Here is a 25,067-nt window from a genome sequence, read left to right as displayed (position 1 = left end):
CCGCATGACGACCCGCAGACCGTCGCCGAGACCGGCTGCGCCGCCCAGGGCCGGCTCAGGCCGGGTCTTCGGGTGCGCGAGATGAATCGAGCTCCGTAGCGTCGGGCTTGCGTGTGGCCCTGCGTCTGCGGAACACCAGCGCCGCGATCAGCAGGGCCGCGAACAGGGCGGCCAGCGCTGCCGGACCGATGCTGTCCACGCTGTCGGCGATCGCTCGCTGGACAGTCGCCGCCGCCTCGATGACGGGGTCCACGGTGGCGGGGTCGCGCTGCACGCGGATTTCGTACCAGCCGTAGTACGCGACATACGCACCGACGAGGAGGAGGAGTCCCCCGCCGAGGCGGGGGGCGATGGCACCGGCCCGGCGGAGGTGTGTGACGGCGGTGGTGCGAGTGAGGGCGACGGTCAGCGAGGCGGCGCCGACGATCAGGCCCATGCCGCCGGCGTAGGCGGCGAAGAGGAGGGTGCCTTCGGCCGTGGAGCCGCTGCGGAAGGCGGAGACGACGATGGCGAGGAACGGGGCGATGGTGCAGCCCAGGGAGGCGGTGGCGTAGGCCATCCCGAACAGTGCCATCGACGGGACCGAGCGGGTGACGGTCGGGGCCCGGCGAACTTTCGGCATCAGGGCCGGCAGTTGGCGTCCGGCCAGCATCCAGGCGCCTGCGGCGGCCATGAGCAGTCCGAAGGCGATGGTGAACCAGGGCAGGTGCTCCTGGACCTGTCCGGCGACGGGCTGGATCGCGAGGCCGAATATGCCGAAGAGGGCGGCGAAGCCGACGGTCATGGCGGCGGTGGCGGTCAGGGCCCTGCCGATGGCGACGGTCCGGGTGGGAGTGTCGTCGCCGAGGACGAGGAGGGAGAGGTAGGCCGGGAGCAGGGCGAACCCGCACGGGTTGACGGCCGCGAGCATGCCCGCGGTGAGGGCGAGGGCGAGGGGCAGGTCGGACATGGGGTTCAGCCGGTGAGTCCGGCGACCTTCTCCCCAAGTCCCTTGCCTCCGGGCAGGACGCCCTCGTAGACCGTCTTGCCGTCCTTGTCGAGGATGACGTAGCGGCTCTGCTCGGTGACCTTGAACCGCTTCCAGACCTCGCCCTTCTCGTCGGAGAGGTGGGGGAAGGCCGAGGTGCCGGTGTCGGCGACGAAGTCCTTCATGGCCGCGTTCTTGTCCAGGCCCGCCACGCCCACGACGTTGGCCTTGCCCGCGTAGTCGGCGGCGACCTTCGCGGTCTCGGCGGCCTGCGCCTTGCACTTGGGGCACCAGGGCGCCCAGAACCACAGCACGGTCGGCTTACCGGCCAGCGTCTTGGCGTCGAAGGGCTTGCCGTCCACCGTGGTCGCGGTGAACCGCAGTACCTGCGGTACCTGCGCCCCCGTGTCTCCGCTCTCGCCCGTTTCGGCGGATGCGGGCGGCTGCGCCGGGGAGGATGCGGTCGAGGCGGACGCGCCCTCCGCCGCGTCGTCGGAGCTGCTGCCGGAGCCGCATCCCGTCAGGGTGATCAGTGCGGCGGTGAGGGCGGCTGGGAGGAGGGTGCGGGCGCGCATGGAGGACTCCTGTGTGCTCGGGATGGATGTGACTGTAGATCCATCACGCCGCCTCACGGGCGCTGGTGGTCTTACGGTTCGGTGACGTCAGCCCGCGGCGTCCCTGAGCCGTTCGGGGTCGAGGACGGTAGTGCGCCCCCGGGCCAGGCGGAGCAGGCCGTGGTCGGCGTAGTCGCGCAGCACCTTGGTGCAGGTCTCGCGGGGCGTGCCGGCGAGGACGGCGAGCTGTTCGTGGGTGAGGGCGATCTGCGGGTGGCGTCCGACCGGCCGCAGCGGGCCTGCTGGGGGCTGTGCGCTGGTCAGGGTGGTGAGCGTGGTGGCGATACGCTGAGCGACCGTCTTGAACACGCTGCCGGACAGGCGCTGTTCGAGGTCGGCCGGGCGGCGGCCGAGGATCGCGGTGATCCGGGCGGCGATCCGGGCGTCCGCCAGCAGGAATCTTTGTACGTCCGCGCGGCTCATCACGCACACCATGGTGTCGTCGAGAGCTTCGGCGTAGGTGTCGTACATGCGCTGTCCGAGCAGCACCATCTCGCCGAAGATGGTGCCCGGGGAGATGATCGCGGTGGTCAGCGCACGGCCGTCGGCGGAAACCCGGAAGACACGTACCCGGCCCTTCTTGAGGATGAACAGCACCTCGGAGGGCTGGGTGGGCAGCTGGCCAGCGCGTCGGTGCTGCTGGCCAGGCAGTAGGGCAAAGCCGCGCCGTCGACGGCTGTGCGGCGCGGTGCCGCGCCCGGTGGCGGGGTGCCGGGTCCGGGTGTTGACGCGGGAGCCTCATGGTTCATCGGGCCGGACCGGTGTGCTTGCCGCGTACACCGGGATCGCGGCGCTCTTCGTGGATGCCTGCACAGTGGCGGCCATGGTGATCGTCCTTCCTCCAGCGGTGACATTCCGCTCTCGTCACCGACGCCAGGACTCAGGGCACGTGTGGGTATGTGAGGGCGCTTACGTACCCGGGGGTAGTCCGCTCGGCTGTCAGGGGGACTTCACCGCGGTCAGCAGGGCGTAGCCGAGTACGCCGTCGGTGACGGCGGCGCGGGCCGCGTCCAGCACGGCCGGGGCCGCGGCCAGGTCCACGCCGGCGTCGGCGAGGCGGTCGGGGGCGGTCATGCGCAGCAGGCCGAGGCGTGCCTGGATCTGGTCGATCATGCGGAGCATCGCCTGGTCGTGCCGCTCCGTGACCGCGCTGCGGAGCCCGGCCGCGGCCAGGATCCGGGTGTACTCGTCCAGGGACCGGGCGTCAGCGACGCAGGCGATGCGGGCCCTGAGGCCGCGGAGCCCCGGCGGGAGCCGGTCGGAGTCGGCGGTGACGTCGGTGATGCCGAGGCGGCCGCCGGGTTTCAGGACCCGGGCGAACTCGGCCGCGGCGCGTTCCTTGTCGGGGAAGGTACACAGGGCGCACTCGCTGACGACCCTGTCGAACCCGGCGTCCGGGTAGGGCAGGTGCTCGGCGTCGCCGGTGGTGAAGACGGCCCGGCCGACCAGCCCGGCGGCCTCGGCGGCCCCCCGGGCCAGGGCCGTGTTCACCGGCGCGTAGTCGACGCCGTCCGCCTGTACGCCGTAGGCGTCGGCAAGCAGGAGCGCGGTGGTGCCGCGGCCCGAGGCCACGTCGAGTACCCGCATGCCGGGGGCGAGCGCGAGACGGTCGGCGAGGCGGCGCGTGAGGGCGGTGCCGCCGGGGTGGTAGGAATCGCCGAGCAGCATCGCGACGATGTCCCTGGAGTAGGCGTCGGCGCAGCAGGATTTGATCTCCTCGTGGTTCACGGCCGGCGCTCCTCAGCCTCGGTACGCGTGGTCTTGGAGCCGTACGGGGTCGCGGTGAGCCGGTCGGCCAGCGGCAAGGCGTTGGGGGCGACCGGGGCGACAGCGACGCCGGACATCTGCTCGCGGACCTGTTCGCGGTAGCCGACGGAGTTGTAGGCGCAGAAGGGGATGAGGCGTCCGTCGGGGGTGATCTCCTCGACACAGCACTTCATCAGCTGTTTGACGTTGAGGGTGTAGGGGTCCTGGAAGTCCTGTACGACGATCATGAATGCCTTGTCGTTCAGGTCCTTCACCGCTTGCGGGAGGTCGATGCCGCAGGCGTCGGCGCAGTCCAGGGCCTCGGCGGTGGCCCGTAGCTTCTCCTCAGTCGTCGCCGTTCCCATGAACGCGGACGCGGACCACAGCTTCTCCAGGGCCTCGCGGATGCCGTCGTCGGGCATGACCCGGTTGGTGACGTAGTCGAGGTAGTCCTCCACGTTCAGCAGCCGCGGGATCGGGACGACAGTGCGGTTGCCCGGTTCGCCGTCCACCAGGAGGTAGGTGATGGAGCGGCAGGTGGGGAAGCAGCAGGGGACGGGGAAGAAGTCGCCCTTCTGGAACCAGTCCGGGCGCTGGGCGCTGATGAGGCGGATGACGTCGGGGTTGGTGAGCCGCTGGAGCGGGTCGAAGGCGACGTGCCTGCCGGAGTGGGTGACCGGCTGGAATGCGACGGAGCGGACGGCGGGGTGGCCGATGCCGTACTCGATGATCGCCCCGAGTTCGTGTTCGTTCAGGCCGTGTTCGACGGCCGCGACAAGGGTGACGGTCAGTCCGTACTCGGCGCAGTTGTCCAGGGCCCGCTGCTTGAACGTGCGCAGGTCCCGGCCGCGGATCTCCAGATGGGTGCGCTCGTCGAAGCCGTCGAACTGGAGGTAGACGTTCACTGACTTCCCCGGCACCCGGTTGCGTTCGCCGAGCCGGGCGACGAAGTTCTTGTCGTTGGCGAGGCGGATGCCGTTGGTGTTGAGGTTGACGTTCTTGATGGGGCGGGCCTGGGCGAGGTCGATGAAGTCGAGGATGTGCTTGTGGATGGTGGGCTCGCCGCCGGAGAACATCACCACCTCCGCCTCCCCCTCGGAGGCCACGAAGACGTCGAGCATCCGCTCGCACTGCTCGTGGGTGATGGAGTAGCCGTCCGGCTGGTGGCCGGAGTCGGCGAAGCAGATCGGGCAGTCCAGGTTGCAGCCGGTGTTGACCTCGATGATCCCCAGGCAGGCGTGCTGCTTGTGCTCCGGGCACAGCCCGCAGTCCGACGGGCAGCCGTCCTTCACCTCGGTCTGGAAGGTCAGCGGGATCGTGCCGGGCTTGTTGAACCGGGCAGATGACATGTACTCCTCCGCGTCCCCGTAGACCAGCGCCTCGAACTCGCCGTGCTCCGCACAGCGTTTCCGCAGGTACACCTTGTCCGCGCGGATGTTGACCTGTGCGTCGACGGGCGTCTTGCACAGGGGGCAGATGGACTTGGTGAACTCCACGAACACCTCGTCGCGGTCCGACTTGCGCTTCGGCGCTGGCGCCTGGGGCATCGAGGAACTCCTCTTCCTTGGACTCACCCTTCAGCGGACGTCACCGCTGGGGTCGATGTCTTTGGGTGGCTGTGGCTGCGCCGGGACGGCCGGGCAGCGGCCATCCGGCCCGGCGCCGCGGGCGCGACGGGTCCGGCAGCGCAGGGCGTAGTCGGCGCCGACAAGCAGCAGTACCGCGCCGACGGTGACCAGCCAGGGATTGGCCGGCGCCTCACCGACGGCGCCAAGCGCCACGCCCGCCACGCCCGCCAGGAGCAGCGGGCCCGCACAGCAGTGCACCATCGAGAGCCCGGCACTCACGGCCGCCGCCGGGGTGCCGAGACCGGTACGGTCACGGGATGCGGACACCGCCACCCGCCTCCTCCCGGTCACCACGCGCCGGGGCATGCGCCCGGCGGGCGGAGTGGCTCAACTCGACGCCGTACGACAAGGGCGGAGTGGATCAACACGGCGGCGTACAACAAGGCCAGTGCGTCCTGGAGCAGCACGATCCAGCTCAGACGCTGCGTGAGGTGGATGCCGAAGCAGCCGCAGTTCGCCACCGTCAGGCCGCGTGCGTATGCCTGCACAGCCAGCCCCGTCCACACCAGCGACACGCCCGTGTACACCCACACCGGGGCCAGGGCCTTCGACCGGGGGCGGACCAGGAACCAGGCTCCGCACACCGCCTCGCCCGCGATCAGCGCCACGGCCAGCACGGTCGCGGCGCCGCCGGTCACGAGTCCGTACGAGGACAGAATCCGCGGCATGTGCCCGAGGGAGGCCATCTGGCCCACGGCCATCGCCGTGTACACCGCTCCGAGCGCGACCCTCAGCACCATGGTCCGACCGTAGGGTGCCGACAGCGGCGAGAACTGTAAGCGCGCTCACCGAACCGTCGCCTCGCCCCTGGCACGACCGGAGACGCGAAGCGGCGTTCGCACGCTGCGCGAGCCGCGTCCCAGCCGTCTCGGAAGGTGCCAGGTCGACGTTCAACCGCCCCGCAGGGCCTCAGTGGAAGACGCCCTCACCGACCTCGGCCCCGGCGACTGACCGCACAGCCACGCCATCGCCACCGTCGGCCCGCCCCGGGGCACGGCCGGCCGCTCACCTCGGAGCCGCTCGCCGCTCCGCCTCCTGCCGGACCGAGGCCAGGGAGGCCGCGACGGTCGCCTCCCACCGCGGGGCGACCAGGCCGCCCCACCACTGCCCGGCCCGCCACAGATCCGTGGCGAGTTCACCCGTGTAGACCAGCCGCGTACCGGACTCGCGCTCGGTGAGGGTGAACGACTCGGTGACAGCGGGCACCGGCCCGCGCACCAGGCGGAAGTCGACCCGCTCCGGGCGGGTGAACCGCACCGTCTCCACCGTCGTCGCCGTCAGCCGCCCGCCCGCGACCGGGGTGCGATGGGCCGCCAGCACCATGTCCGAGCCATGCTCCAACACCTGGACCTTTTCGCGCATGCCCCGGGTCGCCCGCCCCAAATACGGCTGGGCGATGACGTCGAACACCACCTCACGCGGCGCCGCGATGTCGACGGTCTGCGGCCCCAGCGGCCGTTTGCGCCGCCCGACGCCCACATCCAGCGGCAGTGCCCCGGTCACCAGTCCCAGATACCCGGCCCCCGCGCCCGCGCACGCTGCGGCCGCCGCCCCCAGAGCACCGATCCACGCCATCGTCCCGACCTCTCCACGCGTACGTCCCTGTGTCCCGGCCGACGCTAGGCCGGACATCCCCGCCGATCAGTGAGCGTGCTCACCTTCCCCCGGGCGCGTCGGCCCTACCCTGAGCACCTGAGCGCCTGAGCCCGATCCCCTGGTGGTGGAGGACGGAGGAGCGTGGAGTCCGTATCCGAGTCGGCCGACAGCCGTGCCGCAACGAACGCGCTGCTGGCCGGCCTGTGCGCAGACGGCCTCGCCCCGGCCGCCGTCGTGCGCTTCCTCGGGCTCGCCGCACACCGGTCGCTGCGCCAGGCCGCCCGCCGCCCCCGTGCTCTGGCCGAGCTCACAGTCCTGCACGGCGCCCTGTTCGTGCTGGCGTCGGGCAGGCGGCCGGGACGGCGTTGGGTGGCCGCCGGCTGGGTCCTCGCGGTCCTGCACCTGGGGCTGCTGGAGCACCGCACCCGCCTCGCCACCGCAGACGTCCTGACGCTGATGCGCGGCAATCTCCCCGCCCTGCCCGGCGGAGCCGGGCGTGCCTCCGGGGTGCTGGCGGTCGGTCTCGATCTCGCCGACGGGCGCCAGGCCCGCCACCAGGGCACAACCTCCCCCTTCGGTGAGTACGCCGACACCTTCGCCGATGCCGCCTACTGGACGTGGCTCACTCTGCGCCACGAACCCAGCCGCACCCTACGTACGGCGGCCATCGCCGCCTGGGCACTCCCCGTCGTCACCGTCACCGGGCTCGCACTGCGCCGCGGAACCATGCCCGAGCGCCCCCGCCCCGTCCTGCTGCGCCCGGCCGCCGCCCTACAGGCCGTCGTCGCCCTGAGGCACCTCACCCGCCGCTGACCGCCAGGCTGTGGTGGCGGGCCACTCCCTTCCAGAAGCACAGCCACCTGGTCCTGCTCGGCGTGAGGCTCTGCCGGTGCACCGATTCGGACGGGTCGGCGCAGTCGGGCATTCATTACGCGGCATTCACCCTGGACGCCATGACACTCCCCGTGGTCCGTTTGGATCAACGCACGCACAGAAGGGCCGGGCCCCCCGCGGCTGGTCGCTGCCGGTCGCCGCTGGCGCTCAGAGCCCTGTGGCCCGGCGACAGACTCATATATCGTCTTCCGATATCGGAGCTCGTTAGTGGTGGCTCCGCCGCCCAGGGAGTGGTCCATGAGCAGTCCAGCAACCCCCGCCGCCGATGTCCCGGGAGGGCTGCGGCGGCACCTCGGCGTGAGTGACGCCGTCCTGATCGGTCTGGGATCGATGATCGGCGCGGGGATCTTCGCGGCGCTCGCCCCGGCCGCCCGCGCCGCCGGTTCCGGACTGCTGATCGGCCTGGCTCTGGCGGCGCTGGTGGCGTACTGCAACGCCACCTCCTCCGCGCGGCTCGCGGCCCGCTACCCGGCCTCCGGCGGCACCTACGTATACGGCCGCGAACGCCTCGGTGACTTCTGGGGCTACCTGGCCGGGTGGGCGTTCGTGGTCGGCAAGACCGCCTCCTGCGCGGCGATGGCGCTCACGGTCGGTTCGTACGTGTGGCCGGGCCAGGCCCAAGCGGTCGCGGTCGCGGCGGTGGTGGCGCTGACCGCGGTGAACTACGCCGGGGTGCAGAAGTCCGCGCTGCTGACTCGCGCGATCGTGGCCGTGGTCCTGGCCGTGCTCGCCGCCGTGGTGGTCGCCGCGCTCACCTCCTCCGCATCGGACGTGGCCCGGCTCGACGTCGGCTCGGACGCCACCTTCGGCGGCGTGCTGCAAGCGGCGGGCCTGCTCTTCTTCGCTTTCGCCGGATACGCGCGCATCGCCACCCTCGGGGAGGAGGTCCGCGACCCTGCTCGCACCATTCCTCGGGGCATCTCGATCGCGCTGGGCATCACCCTCGTCGTCTACGCCCTCGTGGCGACCGCCGTCCTGATGGCGCTGGGCCCGAAGGGGCTGGCGGACGCGACCGCGCCGCTGTCGGATGCCGTCCGGGCCTCGGGCGCCGACTGGCTGGCTCCGGTCGTCCGTGTCGGAGCGGCGGTGGCCGCGCTCGGCTCGCTGCTCGCGCTGATCCTCGGCGTCTCCCGCACGACCCTCGCCATGGCCCGCGACCGGCACCTGCCGCACGCCCTGGCCGCCGTCCACACGAAGTTCCAGGTCCCGCACAGGGCCGAACTCGTCGTCGGCGCCGTCGTCGCGGTCCTCGCCGCCACGGCCGACGTACGCGGCGCGATCGGCTTCTCCTCCTTCGGCGTGCTGGCCTACTACGCCATCGCCAACGCCTCGGCCTGGACCCTCACTCCGGCCGAGGGCCGCCCGCCCCGGACCGTCCCCGTCCTGGGGCTGGCCGGGTGTCTGGTCCTGGCCTTCGCGCTGCCGCTGACCTCGGTTGTCTCGGGTGCCGCCGTGCTCGCCCTGGGGGCTGCCGCGTACGGCGTGCGTCGCGCGGTCGCTGCCCGCAGGCCGTAGTCCGGCGCGCCACGCCCGGGCGGCGGGCAAGTATCCCCGCCCCTCTGCCTCCCGGGACGACATCGGCATCCGATACGCCCCGGGAGGCGCATCCCCCTATGGCACAGTCCAGCATCCGGCAAGCGAATCTGACCACGACCAGTGCACCCCCGCCGCGACGGTCCTTATCCGCGCCTACGTTGGTGCCGTATTCCTGCCCGAGGGCCTGCTCCTCGTCGGCGCGGGCGCCTACTCCCCCGACACCCGCCCGGCCCGCACGCAGGCCGCCACCCCGGCAAGCTCACCGGCCGTCTTCGACTGATCAGGCCGGGGCGTCGTCGTCTCCGAGGACCTCGCGGGCCAGCTCCTTGAGGGCTCTGCGGTCTTCGGCGAGGGCCTTCTTCCCGGCCTCGGTGGCCCGGTAGACGCGCCGCGCCCGGCCGTCGACGACCTGCTGCTCGGAGGTGAGCAGTCCGTCGGCCTCCAGACGGTGCAGTGTGGGGTACAGGGTCCCGGGGCTGATCTGGTAGCCGTGGCGGGCCAGTTCCCCCGTCATCCACGCGCCGTGGATCTCCTCCTCGGCCGCGTGGTGCAGGATGTGCAGCCGCACCGCGCCCCGCTGGAACTCCCGCACCCCGTACACCTCCACGCCGCTGTCCCGGCAGTGACGAAACCGATATCGGCCTTCGAGTCTACGCCGCCGGGGGCTCTTCCCGGCCCGCCCGGCAGCAGACCACGGCATGGCAGTGAGGAGACGTACGGCGCCTGACCGCCACACCGGCCCCTGCGAGTCCGGCACTCCGCGACGACCTCAAGGGGCGTGGCCTGATGCCGCCGATGACGTACGGTTCCACCTGCTCCCGTTGGGCCTTCTCCGTGAGGACGTTGGCCCGGGCAACCGCCCTCGCCCGACGCTGGTTCTCCACGCGGGCCCAAAACTTCTCCACGCGGGCCCGAAACACGGCCGTCGTGGAGAAGACAAGAGCCGCCAAGGAAATGCCCACCGCGGCGACCTGAACCGCTGAGTCGCTCACGACGGGATGCGAGGCAGGTGGCTGGCTACCGCGTGGAAAGCCACCGAAAGTCGTCCGGCCGAGATCGCCGGCTCCCCGGCCTGAGCTCCAGGCCGCTACCGTCAGGCCATGACCGCACTGCCCGACTGGATGCGCCCGCCGCGTGCGGAAGGCTGGTTCGCGGACGACCTCGACCGCCTCCCTGAGGCGCCCCGCCACACCGAGCTGATCGACGGAGCCCTCGTCTTCACGATGGCGCCCCAGATGTGGTGGCATGGCCACCTCGTCACGATGCTCACGGTCGCGCTCATGGAGCAGGTGCCCGCCGACTCCGGAGTCGGCCGCGAGATGACCATCAAGCTCGACCCGCGCAACCGTCCCGAACCGGATCTGCTGGTGACGACGGCCGCCTTCGACGGGGACAGCACCTGGTTCGCGCCAGAAGACGTCCAGCTCGTCATCGAGGTCGTCTCCCCCGATTCCGCCCGTCGCGATCGCACAGTAAAGCTCCGCAAGTACGCGGAGGCCGGCATCCCGCACTACTGGTGCATCGAGGACGAGGGCGGGGCACCTGTCGTCCACGTCTACGAGCTCGACGACCCCACCGGCGCATACGCGCCCGCCGGGATCTTCCGAGGCACCCTCCAGCGCCCCGTGCCCTTCGAGGTCAGCCTGGACCTCGACAAGCTCACACCGCCCCGAAGCAGCTGAAAAGCCGGCACGGGCACACGGAAGGGGTCGGACTCGCCAGAGTCCGACCCCTTCTGGTCTGCTCGTTCGACGAACCTGGCCAACGTGGAGCAACGGAGCGACTACACGTTGAAGCGGAATCTGTAGCACAGAGCTCCCACCTGCGGAAACGCGGGTTTTGCAGGGGTCATCCCAGCACCATCCCAGCACGGGCGTCTCATCCCAGCACCACGCAGGCCCGACGCCTCTCGTACGCCTACGCTGCTCGAGCGTCAGCGCTCCAGCTCGCCTCCGCCGCCGGCAGGGACGTCGCGTCCAGGGGCGCGGGCCGCATGGCGCGCTGCAGTACCTCCCGGCAACGGTCCCACGCGCTGGGCAGCAGATGCCCATAGATGTCGACCGTCGTCTTGACCGAACGGTGCCCGAGCCAGCGCGAGACCTCATGGATCGGCACGCCGTTAGCCAGGGCCGTGGAGGCGAAGAAGTGCCGCAGGCTGCGGGGCGTGTACTTGGCATTGCCATCCAGATCGACAAGGCCGGCCGAGAGGCATGCCTTCTTGAACTGGTATCCGTAGGACGCGATGGACGGCATTACGCCAACGCCAGGCTGACGCGAGGCAAAGAAGGTCTCGAGCCGAACCCGTTTCCCCTTTTGCCCAGTGAAGACGACGGGCACCGGCTTCCACTTCAGGAGGTGCGCGTCGATCTCCTGCTCAACGAACAGGGCGGTTGGGACGTCTCTGTACTCCTTCTCCAGCCGATGCTTGAGCGGCACGAAGGGTGTCTGGCAGTCCTCACGGTGCGCCTTGGCACTGACCTGCCATCGAATCCTGACGTAGCCAGGCCGCCTGCACTCTGTGGAGAAAGCCAGGGCTTCACTGGGGCGCTGGCCTGTGCCGGACTGAAGGTAGACGGTGAGGCGGAAATGTGGCGCGATGTGCGCAGCAATCAGATCCACGTCGGCCGACGTCGGGACTTCGTCCTCGTCCACCGCCACAGCCTCGCTCCGGGAAATACGGATGCCCCGGGCAGGGTTCTCCGTGACGCGCTTGTCGGCGACGGCCGCCTCCATGATGGCGGCCACCATCACCATGCGGTCATTGACAGTCGATGCAGCCAGCCCCGCGCCGCCTCGGTAGATGTCCTTGACGAACCTCTCGAAGTCCCGCCGCGCCAGCCCAGCCAGGGACTTACAGCCGAGGCGCGGCACGAGATGGTTGCGGATGAACCCATCGTAGTTGCGACGGGTCGATTCGCCGATGACTCGTCGCTCAAGCCAATCCTCAGCCCAGACCGACAACACCATGGCACCGCGCGCAGGATCCACAAAGACACGAGCCTTCTTGTCCTTCTCCACACCAGTGGCGAAGGCGTCCGCACCGTCGAGGCCGATCCTCCGCAGAAACGACTTCTCCCGCTGCCGCCCACTTCTGCCGCCTGGCTCCCGATACCGCACGGTCCACGCGTGACCGCACCTTGGACGCTCACACGGGTAGTGCCGATCTCGGGCGTCCCGCTTGCACCTCTGAAAGACACTCGCCACCAACACTCCGATCAGCCTGGCCCCCGACCTAAAGCGTTTCCATCACTTCGTAACCAGACAAGATGCACGACGCTAAACCGCCCCTTTCAGCGAAAGTGACGCTTGATGCGCGGACGAAGCAACCGTGCTCTCGTGACCGTAAGATTCCCCCGACGGCTGGGCGCCGGGCCCTAGCCTCAAGCTGGAGCGCCAGTGCGGCGCACACGAGGAGACTCCTATGCCGCTCCCACTTCAGCGAGAAAGCGACTCGCTGGACCGCTCCACGACACGTGCAGTCGGTCGCGTGCGCGCGTACAGGCTACGAAGAGCAGACAACGCTCCGCTGTCAGATCCGTGTGGTGCTGGATGGGGTCAAGTTCCATTGGCGTGATGGCTCCTGGGTACGGAACCGTCCCTTCACCCACCCCAACGACCGCCACACACCTGAACTCCAACCCTTTGAGAGAATGCATGGTTGCGACCCTGACGCCCTCAGCGTCTGCGCTTCCATCTTGCCGTAGCCGGACCGCAGGGATTCCCTCGTCCCGCAACCGCTGCGCCACGCGGTACACGATCTTGTTGAACCGGGCAGCCACCGCGATATCAGAGAACTCAACTCCGCTGTCGGCCCACTCTCGGATGCGCGCCACCAGCTCAGCCAGTTCCGCATCCGGGTCAGCCGTGGCACGCACGGTCGGGCGGGCGCCGCGGAGCGAGGACCGGAAACCTGCCAGCGTGTCCGCACTCCCGTTCTCCAATTGCTCCACAGGCCGACCGTCCAGCAACGTCACCGCCCAAGCGAGAATTTCCTGCGTGCTGCGGTAGTTCTTGTGCAGCCGGGTGGAGCGTCCGGTCACGGCGACCCCCAACGATCGCAGAGACACCTTCGAGTCGTAGATGCGCTGATGCGGGTCGCCAGCAATGAACAAGTCGTCAGGGCGATGGGGCGCCACGGCCCGCAGTAGCCTCCACTGGGCGGGGTGCAGGTCCTGTGCCTCGTCAACGACCACATGCCGGTAGGGCGGCACTCCGGATGCGGTGACCCGCAACGCCGCTTCATCGCACACACCCAGATGCGTACGCGCGGAGCGCTTGTCGAGCGCAACCTGGAACGCCTCCACCGCCTGCCAGACCTCGTGCCGTAGAGCGGAGGCGAGCCGGGAGCCCCGACCGCTTCTGGACGCCTCACGGTAGGCGTCGAGCGAGCGCAGACCCTGCGCCAAGATGACATGCTTGTACTCTTGGGCCAGGAACTGGCCGTTCCACGGCAGACCCAGCTGGTCGCCGATCTCTCCCCAGAGAGCAGTCTCCTGAGCCCCGTCGAGGTAAGAACGCCGGACGGTGTCATGTGGTTCAACAATTTCTCGTGCCAGGGCGTTGACCGTCGACACGTCCACCCGACCACGCAGCTCCTCGTCCTCAATCAGCAGGGCCAGCCCCTCGCGAAGAGCCGATGTGAGCGCCCCGGTGTACGTGGTGAGCAGGATGCGCTCGCCGGTCCGTAGATGCTCCAGGAGGTGCTTGACCCGATGAAGTGCCACCACAGTTTTCCCCGTGCCCGGTCCACCGGTCACTTGGGCAGGACCCGAGTAGCTGGGCCGGTACGCCATATACCGCTGAGACGGATGCAGGAAGATCCTCCACGCGGCGAACGGCTTGCCGAGGATGTCGGACAGTTCTCCCGGGCCAGTCACCAGGGCGATACGCGATGGGGTGTTCCGCATCGCGCTGGACAGGTCTGTACGGTCCACCGTAAGCGCGCCGTTCCGGGCACGGAAGGCGACCAGCTCACCCCATACCGTCTGCACGCTCAGTCCCTCGGCGAGGAACTGCAGCACCTGCCACTGATCCTCCGGCATCAACGGAGCGAATGCATCGAGCTGCTTCTTGGAGGTCAGAGAACGGGCCGCGCGCAGCACATCATCCTCGATACCCAGACCACGAAGATCTCCGTCCGGGTGACGAGCGAAGAGAGGTTCCGCCGCGGCGGTGGCCGCCTCCGTCTCCCATGCCGGCACCAGCTGCTCCACTGTGACGACGTCACGGATCTCCAGTCCATGGGTCACCGCGTTTACGCTCGGCACCTGCTTGGAAGCCCAGGCGTAGGCGTCGTCGTGCGCCATCACACGCAGCAGCAGAAAGTCCTCGCCGGTGCCCGGCGCGAGTACGACTCCCCGGTAGAACCTGTCGATACGGCAGGTGTAAATATGCTTGTCCCTGGCCCCCTTGGGCTGCTTGAAATCGAGTCCGGCGTCCGACCAGAGCTGTTTGAGCGTGAGCTGCTGGAACTTCAGAGCCGTCTTCACGACCCCGGACCGCGCCTTGGAGTCGAGCTTCCCGAATTCATCAAGGAACCGGACCGAGAGAGCCAGCTGTGCCATGCGAGATGCTCCTTCGGTCAATTTCTGCGTGTGACGGCCCTGCCGGAGCCGGTTGTACGCGAGGTCCGCAGCCGGATACGCACGAGTGCGTCCCGCACCTGGGCGGTCTCCGGGGCGTCCGGTCCGTACTCGGCCATTAGGTCCCGGTACAGCGGCATCAACACCTCAACCGCCTCCCGGAGCCGGTCGACCGCCTGAAGCAGCAGGCCGACATGCCTGCGTACCTCAAGGACATCCATGTCGCTGTCCGGCAGCCCCTGCCTCATCTGTCCCAGTACGGCCTCGAACTCGGCCAGCGCACCTTCGCTGTCGCCGAGCTCCATCCGGCAGAAGGCGGCCTGCCTGCGGCAGTAAAGGGCATCCTCGCCACGGTTAGGACCTGCGGCTTCCAATACTTCAACGAGTGCCTCGTACTCCGGCAGTGCTCGTCCGTAGTCATCGTCACAAAAGAGCGCGAGCGCGTGGACAAGACGGAGGCCGACCATCAGCGGTTCGGAAGCGCTACGCACCGCAGCAGCGCGGGCCAGGACGTCCTCCAGCATTCCGGATGCCTGGGAGAACCGCTCCTCCTCGACGAGCGCCGCTGCGTGCCCGCGGGCCTGCTGCAGTTCCTCATCCGGTACAGCAGGGGCGGCCGACCGCAGTGGCGAGTCCACAGCGGTCGGCGTGTACACAGCCTTCTCGCTCGGGCGGGGACGGGGCGCGAGCGGGCGACGGTAAGGCCCCGTGGGGTCAGTGGCTTCCTGCCCCCGCTGCTCGGTGGTCCGCTCAGGGTCGGGTGCGGGGAGAAAGGGCACCAGACGGTCGTAGACATCCTGGGCTGAGTCAGGCCGCTGATGGGGCACCTTGGCCAGCAGATCCAGAACCAGCCGCTCCAGTGCCGTGTCCACCTCAGAGCGCAGCCCGCATAGCGGCGCCGGCGCCCGGTACATATGGTCCTCCATCAGCTGGAACTCTGCCTCGGCCGTGAACGGCGGTTTCCCGGCGAGCAGTTCATGAAGGATGCAGCCCAGCGCATAGAGATCGCTGCGCGGACTGACCGCGGCCGCTTGGATCTGCTCGGGCGACATGTAGCGGCGGGTGCCGATGATGTGCCCGGTGGACGTCAGCTTGGTGACATCGGTTCCGAGTACCGCGGCGACTCCGAAGTCGAGAACCTTCACGGTGCCATCCCCGGCGACCATGATGTTGTCCGGCTTCAAGTCGCGGTGAACGACGGGCACGGCGTGAGCGTACGAGAGCACCGAGCAGACCTGCGCGGCGACGGAAACCGCCCAGGGGACCGGCAGCACACCGGGCCTGGCGAGGATGTCTGTGAGCAGGGCGCCACGCACCAGCTGCATCACCATGTAGACGCCGTCCGCCGCCCGGTCGAGCACCGCGTCATGGACGGCGGGCACCCCTGGGTGGTCGAACTTGGCTGTAACCCGGGCTTCCCGCTTGAAGCGCTCGGCCAGCTCTTCCGCGTCCGGGCCCGGCGTGGTCAGGTCCCGGCGGATGAGTTTGACCGCTACGTCCCGGTTCAGAATCGGGTCGTAGCCAAGCCAGACCTGTCCCATACCCCCGGTGCTGATCCTGGTCCGCAGCTCATAGCGTTCGGCGATGACTCGTACTTCTGGCGCCACCTGCGCTGCCCTCCCCGTGCCCCGTGATCATGTGTGCCCAGTGTGGCGCGTGTCGCCGTAAACCGTCCACGGTTACGGGGAGTTGCCGTGGACGGTTCGCGCTGCCCGCGGCGGGTTCAGGCCGCGTCGTCCATCCCCAGTTCGCGGCGCAGCATGCGGAAGGCGTGCCGCCGCAGGTCACGCTTGATCGACTCCCGGTGATCGCGGTCGTCGTGGAAGTAGTGGTCCCCCAACTCACGAACGGAGTCGATATGCTTCATCATCTCGGCGTCCAGCACCGGGTCGATGACGTGCTTGAATCCGTCCTCGTCGTCCTGCGAGGCGGACCGCCGCACCTTCTCGTCGGCCATCACCGCCCGCAGCGGCACGATGAAGTCGTCCTCGGTGAAGTCCGTACCGAACCGCTCGTTGAATTGGTCGATCACCTTGGCCAGCGGCGATTTGTCGGGTTCAGCCGCCCCACCGGCACCACTGCCGAAGCCCTTCAGTTCGACCGCGCCCTCGGCAGTCAGGCTCACGTTGACCTCCCCAACCTTCTCCAGGCGCACGGCCTCAAGCCGGGTTTCTCCGATATCCACCCCACCTCCCTCGCGCGGGGGCAGCCTGCGCAGCAGATGCTGCCCGAAGAGGTGCAGGCGCTCTAGATCGATGTCGATGTACGGCACGATCTGCGCAAGGAAGCTGTACTTGCGCACATAGTCGGCGAGGTCGGCCCGGAACTGCTCGGCGCTTTCGTGCTCGGCCGGCACTTCGCTTTCCCTGAGCACGATGAACCTGTCGCGGGCGGGGTCGGTGTGCCGGTAGAGCTCCGCGTGCAGCTTCTCCCAGCGGGTGCCGTCCCCGGCCGCCGCGTCCTGTGCCCTGAGGTACGCCGCAACGAACGACTGCATCTCGTCGACGAGCAGGATCGGCGGATCCATGACTTGATGCTGCGCGTCATAGATCAGATTGGGGTCGGTGGGCATGGTCTGGGCTTCTTCGAAGAACGGCCGGAACTCGCTCTGGATGTCGTGCGCGTCATTCGCGAAGTCCAGGACGCAAAGATCCTGCTGGTCCTTGAGAGGATGCGTGCGGTTAAGGCGGGAGAGCGTCTGCACAGCGGCGACACCCTTCAGCTTCTTGTCGACGTACATCGTGGTCAGCAGCGGCTGGTCGAAGCCCGTCTGGTACTTGTCCGCGACCACCAGGATCCGGTACTCGCGCCGGCTCCTGGCTGACGTGCCCTTCTTGTCATCGGCCGCGGTGTACGCGAACCTCTTGCGTAGCTCGCCCTCCGAGAAGCCGTTGAGCTTCGCCTCGGTGACCTCCTCCTCTCCCTCCTTGAGAGAGCCGGAGAAGGCGACCAGCACCCCGGGGTCCGGATAGCCGTTGTCGTCGAAGTACTTGACGATCTGCCGGTACAGCTGGAGCGCGCCGTACCGCGAACGGCACACCACCATGGCCTTGGCCCGCCCTCCCAGCCGCCTGCGGGTGTGGGCCATGAAGTGCTCCGCGATCACCCTGGCCCGCTGCACGGCGGTCTCGGTGTGACCGTGCGCGGTCAAGGCGAGCAGTGCGTTGGCCTTCTTCTTGTCGACCTCGCGGTCCGCCTCGTGCGGGTCCTCGTTGACCATCTGCCAGTACGTCTCGTACCTCACGTACTGGCACAGCGGGTCAAGGATGAACCTCTCTTCGATCGCCTGCCGCATCGAATAGGTGTGGAAGGGCTCATAAAGGCCGGTGAGCGGGTTCTTGGTGCCGAAGAGCTTCAGCGTCTTGTGCTTGGGGGTGGCGGTGAAGGCGAAGTAGGAGAGGTTCGCGCTCTGGCCACGGGCACGGGCGGACGCGGCGAGACGCTCGTCGGTGGTGGGCTCCGACACTTCCGCCTCGGCCTCCGTGGCTCCGGTCTCTTCGTCGTCGGCGTCGAGGCCGAGATCGCGCAGGGCCTTCTTGACGTCGGTGGCGGCTTCGCCCGACTGGGATGAGTGCGCTTCGTCGACGACGATCGCAAAGCGATTGCCGCGTATCTCGACGGGCGACTTGCGCAGGTAGGCGAGCAGCGCGGGGAAGGTCTGGAGGGTGACGATGAGGATCTTCGCCGTTTCCTGCGCGAGCGCATCCGCCAGCTGCGACGACTTCGAGCCGCCCTTGCCGCCAATGCCGAGGACCAGGCCATTGGTCTGCTGGAAGTCACCTATGGTTTCCTGCAGCTGATCGTCCAGGACGGTACGGTCCGTGATCACCAGTACCTTGTCGAAAACCGACTCGTGTCGTGCATCGTGCAGGTCGGAGAGCCGGTGGGCGAGCCAGGCGATGGTGTTCGACTTGCCGGACCCCGCGGAGTGCATGACCAGGTAGTTGTGCCCCGCCCCGTGCCGCGCGGCGTGCGCGGTCAACTCCCTCACGGCGTGCCACTGGTGGAAGCGCGGAAAGATCAGCTTCTTGACGGTGCTGCCGTCATCCTTCTTCTCCGTGCTCTGGTGAACGTACCGCTCCAGAAGATCCAGCCAGGTGTCCGGGTGCCAGATCTGTTCCCAGAGGTACGAGGTCCGGTACGTGCCGGCGGGAGCCGCGTCGGGGATCGCCGGATTTCCGGCACCGCCACGGTTTCCGGGGCCGTCGGAACCGGTGTTGAAAGGCAGAAAGACGGTGTCCCTACCCTTCAACTGGGTGGTGAGGAAGACAGCGTCCGGGTCGACCGCGAAGTGCGCGAGGGCGCGCTTGGCGAAGAGCGGTTCCCGGTGGTCCCGGGTGGTCCGGTACTGGTGCATGGCCTCGGCTGTACCGGTGCCGGTGAGCGGGTTCTTCAACTCTGCGGTGGCAACGGGGATGCCGTTGACGAAGAGAGTGAGGTCGGGCTTGTTGCCCTCGTCGTTGCTGGTCGCGCCGTCCGGCACACGGCGGGTGGCGTAGACGAGATCACGGACTACGGTGAGCCGGTTCTTGCTGTACAAGGTGAGGGCGCCGGGGTCGATCGTCTGTGACGGCTTGAAGTAGGCGAGGTCGAAGTGGATGCCGTGCGCCTTGACCCCTTGGCGGAGGGTCTGGAGGGTGCCCCGTTTGTCGATCCACCGGGCGAGGTGCTCGGCAAACGCACGCTGGGCGATGTCGGGGTCGTCGTCGTAGTAGCCGGCGTAGCTCAGCCAAGCCTTGTTCTGGGTGGCCCCGATGAAGGCGAAGACCTGCGCGGTGTCGAGGGCGAGGTCACGGCGGTAGTCGGAGCTGAGGCCCATCCTCCAGCGGAGGGCGAGGCCCCCCTCCCAGCCGTGGGCGAGGAGCCGCTCGATGATCGCGACGCGGAACGCCTCTTCGTGGTGAACCTTGTGCTGGGGTTCCTTCGAGCCTTTGTTGCTGAACGGGTTGCTGTGAATCACGGAACTCGCACCCCCCGTGCGGTTGTTACATCAATTTGGCCGGTCACTGCGGCGGTAATCAGGGCGCGGCGGCGATCAATCAGCAGGTCGATTTGACGCCGAATAGTCGACTTGAGCTGCTCAGTGGACCGAGCCGCATCACTCATAGTGGCAACGAGTTGCTTCTGGGCAGTCATACACGCCACCGGAATAGGCCAATTCTTGATATCCTCGCCACGAAGCTTGACCATTGACTGCGAGGACCCACGCGCATCAGCCTTAACCAACGCCCGAATTCGGCCACTGAGTGCGACTTCTGCGACATAGTCAGCATCGAGGGTCGGATCAAGCAATACGCGATAGATAAGGTCAGGCAGTAGCCGCCGCGCAGGCGTTTCTCGCACTACGGCTACATCCCCCACGAGATCTGGTGTATTGGCTCGGGTCACAAGAAAGTCTCCCGGCTTCACTTCATTCTGATGGGCAATGTTGCCCAATTCTGGAAGCCGTTTATTTTCCTCAGCGGCGAACACTCCCCGTTTCACGCTGCTGAGCTTCAACACCGCCCACTCGTCAGCTCCGGCTGGACTGTTGTCACACTGAGGACTCGCACCTTGCTCAATCCTTGCAGTGAAGCGACGCAGGGGAACTAGCGAAAAACGCTCGGCGTACTCTTCAACGAGGGCATCACGGATCGCTGAGAGACGCCTATCGAGGATGGCGAGCTGCGTGAGCCTGGCGCTCACAACGTCATCAATAAGAGCGACCTCTGCATCAAGGAAGCCGGAGATCCTACGCTGTTCCTCAGCAGGCGGAAGGGGTACTGGCGCATCGCCGAGTCGATCGCGATTCAACTCGATCTGGTTCGTCGCCCCTACTACCAACGCCGCATAGATGTATTCCTGAAAGGGAATCGATGACAGCCAGTAATAGAGAAATCTGGGCCCCACTTCGGAGGGGATCACTCGCGCCACGGTCACATGCGTGTCCGCCATGCAGGGAATCCCTTCTGGGGCACCCTGGAAGAAGCCAATTCGCCCCAGGGTTCCGGTCCCAGTGGAGTTGATGAGGATATCTTCGGACACCAAGTAGCCCTTAAGCTTGCGGGGTTCCCCAATCGCATTGTGAAACCGAGTCCGCGCCCAGTCCAATCCCCCAGGTTGATTAGCCGCCTGACTAATAGCACGCACGGGGCCATCGTCAACGTAGTCCGGAGCAGATCCCCGGTTCAGCAGGGACGTGACGCGCTTCAGACGGGAAGCGGTCCAGCCCTCCGGCAGCGTAGTTCCAAGCACCTCGGTCACTTCGTCACCTCCCCGAGCAGCCGCTGAATCTCGGCCTCCAGCGACGCCAGCTCCGCGTCAATCTCTTTCAACGGCCTCGGCGGCTCATACACATAGAACTGCCGCGTGAACGGAATCTCGTAGCCGATCTTCGTCTTTTCGTGGTCCACCCACGCGTCCGGTACATGCGGCAACACCTCGCGCTTCATGTACGCGTCGATGTCCTCCTCCAACGGCACGTTCTCGTTGTCACGGAGGTCAGGGTCCGGCTCCGGGTGCGGGTCGCCCTTCTTGAGGTACTGCTCCTCGCCCTCGGGGTCGCGCACCCCCACCACATCCCGTAGCGCCTTCTGGAAGGGCTTGCCCGTCGGCATCATCAGGCCCGTCGGCACCATCGCCTGACGAATCGCGTCCCACGCCTCCGCCTTCGTCGCCCAACGCTCGCCCACCAGCGACTTCAGCGCATCTGCGAACGAACCCGCATCAATCGCCTTTTCGATCGCAGCGGAAGCCCGGAGCGCAGCCAGCGTCTCCTGCGTGATCTCAAAGTGCAGCTTCAACGGCCTTTCCACGATGATGCGTTGGTAACCGAACCTCTTCGTCTCAAAGATCTTTACGTTCTCCGGCAGGGACAGCCGCTCGTCGGTCGCCGCAGCCACCGCCTTCATGTACATGCCCGTCACCGCTGTAATCTGGGCATCGGAGATTACCTTGCGCTTGTCGCCCAGCGATTTACGCATCCTCGTCGACTGGCCTCGCGCGTCCAGCAAGATGACCTTGTCCTTGAGGCTCCGGTGCTTCCTGTTCGACAGGATCCAGAAGTAGGTGGAAATCCCGGTGTTGTAAAAGAGCTGATCCGGCAGCGCCACGATAGCCTCCAGCAGGTCCTCTTCCTCCAGGATCCACCGACGGATGTCGGACTCGCCGGAGCCCGCCCCGCCGCTGAACAGCGGCGACCCGTTGAAGACGATCGCGATACGGCTTCCGCCTTCGAAGCCGCCCTTCCCGTCAGGATGCGCCGGCTTCATCTTCGAAATCATGTGCTGGAGGAAGAGGAAGGAACCGTCGCTGATCCTTGGCAGTCCCGCGTGAAAACGATCTCCGTTTCTGGCGAAGCGTTCCACTTCCTGCTTGACCTTCTTCCACTCCACTCCGAACGGCGGGTTCGCGACCAAGTAGTCGAACTTCTGGTCCTTGTGGCCGTCCTGAGTGAAGGAGTTCCCGGACTTGATGTTGTCCGGTTCCTGCCCTTTGATCAGCAGGTCGGACTGGCAGATGGCGTGCGACTCGGGGTTCAGTTCCTGCCCGTACAGCCCGACGGTCGTATGCGGAGCCTTTCGCTTGATGTGGTCCTCAGTCTCGCTGAGAATGCCGCCCGTCCCGCAGGCCGGGTCGAGGACCGTCCGCGTCTTGCCCGCACCCAGCGCCCCCTCATCCGGGGCTAGCAGCAGGTTCACCATCAACCGGACCACCTCGCGGGGCGTGAAGTGCTCACCAGCGGGGTTGTCCTCGGAGAACTTCCGGATGAGCTCCTCGAAGATGTAGCCCATCTGGTGGTTGTCGATGCCGTCCTTGTCGTCCGGCCGCTTCGGCAGCCTCAGATCGATCTTGGCGAATTCACCGACGACCTGATATAGCAGCCCCCTCTCCTGAAGATCGGAGATGTGCTGGTCGAAGTTGTACCGGTCAAGGATCTCCCGAGCGTTCTCAGAGAAGGCGCCGTAATACGACTTCAGCAGTGTCTTTGCCTGCGAGTGGTCCCGGCCGATGCGCTCGAAGGTGAGATTACTCGTGTTGTAGAAACCGTGCCCCGCAACTTCGCAGAGCCTCATCTCCCGGTATGCCTGCTTGCGTCCCCGCTCCTCCAGTTCCTCGACCTCCGCAAGCACTTCGGCCTTCGTCGGCTCCAGCACACAATCCAGTCGCCGCAGCACCGTGAACGGAAGAATGATCTTCCCGTAGTCATGCGCCCGGAAGTCGCCGCGCAACAAGTCGGCGACCTTCCAGATGAAGTTGATCATCTCCGAGTGCCTGCTGTGGTCCTGCTCCACCGTTGTCCTTCCGGGCCGCCGGGGCGGCGAATACTTCAGTGCGGTATGTACGCGGTCAGTGTGTCGTGTGTGCGGGACGGCCCGCATGGGTTCAGGCCGGTGGCGGTGGCCGCAAAGCGCCTGCTGTGAGCGCGGCCCGCAACTTCCCGGCCGTCTCCTCACCCTGGAGCGCAGCCCGGCGCAGAGCCGTTGTAAAGGTGTGCAGCCGCCGGAACGCCGCCCCGTATGTCTGCTGCTCCTCAAGCGGCAGCAAGGGAACTTGGAGCCTGCGCGGATCCACCCGAACGATCGACGTCCCCTGGCTCGCCCGCTGCACATTGGCCGGGTCGGCGAGGAAGCCGGCCAGGAACCACGGGTCGAGCCGCGCCTCGTCCGGGCGCAGCAGGTGCAGGTTCCTGCCGAGCAGCGCCCCCGCGTCGGTGTCGTCCGCAACCCGCGCGGCGGTCCTGTCCGCGGACAGCAGGGTCCCGGGGATGATCACGTCCCCGACCTTGATCCGCACCGCGTCCTCATCCCCTGCCGGACCGCGCCCGGACGGGGAGCGCCCCTCGTTCACATCCGCAGCCGTGAGGACGGGATCGTCGCCATCCGAATCCCCGCTGCCGCCCTTCGCCTTGGCCCTGAGCAGAGTCAGCGCCCCCGTACGAATCAGATCGGCGAGCGGGGCCATCGTCCATGGCCCGCCCGTCCGGGAGACTCCCCAATCATCGCTCGGGGCGAGTGCCGATGCCTGCGACAGTACGGAGCCGAGGCTGTCTCGACGGCCGCTCAGGGTACGACGGAGGTCGGCTACCGGCGGCAGGTCGCGCTCCCCCGCGAGTCGTGGCGCGGGCGTGAGGTCGACTGTGTCGTCGAGCAGATCCGTGATCGGAACGGCACGGTAGACGCCTGGCATGGCAGGGCACTTCTCAGGCGCTGTAAGCAGCTCTCGGTAGGTGACGGAGGGGCGCCCGCCACGGCTGTTCATGTCCGGCAACGACTTGCAGTTCATGAACAACACATGGCTGGCCTCTGCACCGTTGCCCCCGCCCGGCCTCCGCAGCACCCACAGATGCAGCCCGATGTGCGCCGGCGGAGCGGCCCCGGCAGGCAGCGCCAGCACAGCGCGCAGCGCGCCGTGCCGTACGAGCGCCGCCCGGATCCGCCGCCCCGAACTCCGGGAGGCGACGGACGGCGGCAGCAGCATGACCACCACACCACCCGGGCGCACCCGCGACAGGCAGTGCTGCAGCCAGGCTAGCTCGGACTCGGACCGGGACGGCAGGCCGTACTCCCAGCGGGAGTCGTAGGCCAACTCGTCCGCGCCCCAGTCACGTTCGTTGTACGGGGGATTGCACAGGACCGCGTCGAACTCCCCACCCGTATGCCGGGATCGGGCGAGAGCGTCCTCGGCGTCGACAGAGCAGTGCCCCTTCCCGCCCAGCCGGAGGGAGAGCCGGGACGCGGCCAGCTGGGCCAAATGCAGCTCCCGGTCCTGGCCGTCAAGCTGCGTGGCCCCCTGGATCCGGGCCGCCTCCAGCAGGTCCCCCGTCCCGCATGCCGGGTCGAGTACGGCGCTCAGCGCGTCGTCCGGCGAGGCGGCCTTGGCCAGTGTCGCCATGAAGTGAGCCACCGCCGCCGGGGTCCCCGGCCTGCGCCATCGCGACTCCTTCGCGTAGCGGTCGAGCAGGTCCGACAGGACTTCGTCCGGCGTCTGCCGTGTCGCGGCAGCCGCAAGCTCACGCGTCAGCGACGCGGAACGTAGTAGGGCGACCGGCTCAGGCATGTCCTGAAGTGCTCTGCCGATCTCGTCGAGCATGCCGACACTGAGACCCTCGGCGTCCACGCCCGGCCCTTCGGCGTAGTGAACGTAACGCGTCTCCCGTGAGGTGTGACCTTCATGTTCCAGGAAGGCGAGGAAGAGCGCGGCCCGGGCCATCGCTTCAGTCAGCCCCGACCCCTCGGCCTCTCGCAGCAGCTCACGCCACAACCGCTGCTGCTCGGTGAACTGCGGTAGGCGGCCATGCTCGGCCAGCCACCCCTCCACATCCTCCAGCGTGAACGTGGGGCGCGATTCCGTACCGCCCGTGGGAGCAGGGAAATCGGAGTGGCGGCGCCGCCAATTGGTCACGGTCGCGCGGCCGACGTCCGCGATACGGGCGATGTCGGAGGTACTTACCGTGGTCGGTGCGGCCATCAGTAGCCCCCTTCGTCTTCATCGAACACGCACGAACAGTACAGCATGGCAGAAT

At 67.8% G+C, this 25,067-nt stretch carries 19 protein-coding genes; 3 read left to right on the top strand and 16 right to left on the bottom strand.

Annotation, left to right across the window (positions count from 1 at the left end; translation table 11 throughout):
* Nucleotides 1-55: 55 nt before the first annotated feature.
* The 8 genes from CIB93_RS14540 to CIB93_RS14505 form a co-directional block, all read right to left on the bottom strand.
* Nucleotides 56-949: a cytochrome c biogenesis CcdA family protein gene (locus CIB93_RS14540; RefSeq protein ID WP_096627229.1), complete on the bottom strand. Its 894-nt coding sequence runs from the start codon at nt 947-949 to the stop codon at nt 56-58.
* A 5-nt stretch (nt 950-954) separates the two neighbouring features.
* Complete coding sequence (locus CIB93_RS14535; protein ID WP_096627228.1) at nt 955-1,542, bottom strand: redoxin domain-containing protein; 588 nt, start codon at nt 1,540-1,542, stop codon at nt 955-957.
* A gap of 87 nt (nt 1,543-1,629) precedes the next feature.
* On the bottom strand, nt 1,630-2,178 hold the full coding sequence (locus tag CIB93_RS14530; RefSeq protein ID WP_257002190.1) for a Crp/Fnr family transcriptional regulator: 549 nt from the start codon (nt 2,176-2,178) through the stop codon (nt 1,630-1,632).
* 342 nt (nt 2,179-2,520) lie between these two features.
* Nucleotides 2,521-3,309: a class I SAM-dependent methyltransferase gene (locus CIB93_RS14525; RefSeq protein WP_096627226.1), complete on the bottom strand. Its 789-nt coding sequence runs from the start codon at nt 3,307-3,309 to the stop codon at nt 2,521-2,523.
* Nucleotides 3,306-4,874 (bottom strand): radical SAM protein, encoded by a 1,569-nt coding sequence (locus CIB93_RS14520; protein WP_096627225.1) that lies wholly within the window; start codon nt 4,872-4,874, stop codon nt 3,306-3,308. Before CIB93_RS14520 ends, CIB93_RS14525 begins: the two co-directional genes overlap by 4 nt.
* Nucleotides 4,875-4,904: 30 nt before the next feature.
* The gene (locus tag CIB93_RS14515) at nt 4,905-5,222 is read right to left on the bottom strand and encodes a mercury transporter (RefSeq protein WP_143660047.1); all 318 of its coding nucleotides are present in this window, start codon (nt 5,220-5,222) and stop codon (nt 4,905-4,907) included.
* A 20-nt stretch (nt 5,223-5,242) separates the two neighbouring features.
* The gene (locus CIB93_RS14510) at nt 5,243-5,695 is read right to left on the bottom strand and encodes a MauE/DoxX family redox-associated membrane protein (RefSeq protein WP_096627223.1); all 453 of its coding nucleotides are present in this window, start codon (nt 5,693-5,695) and stop codon (nt 5,243-5,245) included.
* A gap of 265 nt (nt 5,696-5,960) precedes the next feature.
* Nucleotides 5,961-6,530, bottom strand: coding sequence for an SRPBCC family protein (locus CIB93_RS14505; RefSeq protein ID WP_096627222.1), 570 nt, complete (start codon nt 6,528-6,530; stop codon nt 5,961-5,963).
* 162 nt (nt 6,531-6,692) lie between these two features.
* Between CIB93_RS14505 and CIB93_RS14500 the strand changes: the two genes are divergently transcribed.
* Nucleotides 6,693-7,364 carry a CDP-alcohol phosphatidyltransferase family protein gene (locus tag CIB93_RS14500; protein WP_096627221.1) on the top strand — a complete coding sequence of 224 codons (672 nt, stop codon included), beginning with the start codon at nt 6,693-6,695 and terminating at the stop codon, nt 7,362-7,364.
* Between the two features lie 318 nt (nt 7,365-7,682).
* On the top strand, nt 7,683-8,960 hold the full coding sequence (locus CIB93_RS14495; RefSeq protein ID WP_096627220.1) for an APC family permease: 1,278 nt from the start codon (nt 7,683-7,685) through the stop codon (nt 8,958-8,960).
* A gap of 301 nt (nt 8,961-9,261) precedes the next feature.
* Here CIB93_RS14495 and CIB93_RS14490 read toward each other — a convergent pair whose 3' ends face one another.
* Nucleotides 9,262-9,573, bottom strand: coding sequence for a PadR family transcriptional regulator (locus CIB93_RS14490; RefSeq protein WP_096627256.1), 312 nt, complete (start codon nt 9,571-9,573; stop codon nt 9,262-9,264).
* Between the two features lie 508 nt (nt 9,574-10,081).
* On the opposite strand from CIB93_RS14490, the gene CIB93_RS14485 reads away from it, so the two are divergent.
* Entirely contained in the window at nt 10,082-10,663 is a 582-nt protein-coding gene (locus CIB93_RS14485; protein WP_096627219.1) for a Uma2 family endonuclease, read from the top strand.
* Nucleotides 10,664-10,898: 235 nt separating this feature from the next.
* Here the strand turns inward: CIB93_RS14485 and CIB93_RS14480 are convergent, their stop codons facing one another.
* The 7 genes from CIB93_RS14480 to CIB93_RS14450 all read right to left on the bottom strand — a co-directional run bounded on the left by CIB93_RS14480 (nt 10,899) and on the right by CIB93_RS14450 (nt 25,012).
* On the bottom strand, nt 10,899-11,999 hold the full coding sequence (locus CIB93_RS14480) for a tyrosine-type recombinase/integrase (protein WP_257002188.1): 1,101 nt from the start codon (nt 11,997-11,999) through the stop codon (nt 10,899-10,901).
* A gap of 401 nt (nt 12,000-12,400) precedes the next feature.
* Nucleotides 12,401-14,545, bottom strand: coding sequence for a DEAD/DEAH box helicase (locus CIB93_RS14475; protein WP_096627218.1), 2,145 nt, complete (start codon nt 14,543-14,545; stop codon nt 12,401-12,403).
* Between the two features lie 17 nt (nt 14,546-14,562).
* Nucleotides 14,563-16,170, bottom strand: coding sequence for a serine/threonine-protein kinase (locus CIB93_RS14470; RefSeq protein ID WP_257002187.1), 1,608 nt, complete (start codon nt 16,168-16,170; stop codon nt 14,563-14,565).
* Nucleotides 16,171-16,286: 116 nt separating this feature from the next.
* Entirely contained in the window at nt 16,287-19,523 is a 3,237-nt protein-coding gene (locus CIB93_RS14465) for a type I restriction endonuclease subunit R (RefSeq protein WP_306454814.1), read from the bottom strand.
* The gene (locus tag CIB93_RS38435) at nt 19,520-20,806 is read right to left on the bottom strand and encodes a restriction endonuclease subunit S (protein ID WP_218839776.1); all 1,287 of its coding nucleotides are present in this window, start codon (nt 20,804-20,806) and stop codon (nt 19,520-19,522) included. The genes CIB93_RS14465 and CIB93_RS38435 overlap by 4 nt, the downstream gene beginning before the upstream one ends.
* Nucleotides 20,803-22,806, bottom strand: coding sequence for a class I SAM-dependent DNA methyltransferase (locus CIB93_RS14455; RefSeq protein WP_096627253.1), 2,004 nt, complete (start codon nt 22,804-22,806; stop codon nt 20,803-20,805). Before CIB93_RS14455 ends, CIB93_RS38435 begins: the two co-directional genes overlap by 4 nt.
* Before the next feature lie 121 nt (nt 22,807-22,927).
* Nucleotides 22,928-25,012, bottom strand: coding sequence for an N-6 DNA methylase (locus CIB93_RS14450; RefSeq protein ID WP_096627216.1), 2,085 nt, complete (start codon nt 25,010-25,012; stop codon nt 22,928-22,930).
* Nucleotides 25,013-25,067 lie beyond the last annotated feature (55 nt).

Origin of the sequence: Streptomyces sp. WZ.A104, from assembly GCF_002382885.1 — a bacterium.
Classification (GTDB): Bacteria; Actinomycetota; Actinomycetes; order Streptomycetales; family Streptomycetaceae; genus Streptomyces.
This window is presented reverse-complemented; position numbering and strand designations above follow the sequence as displayed.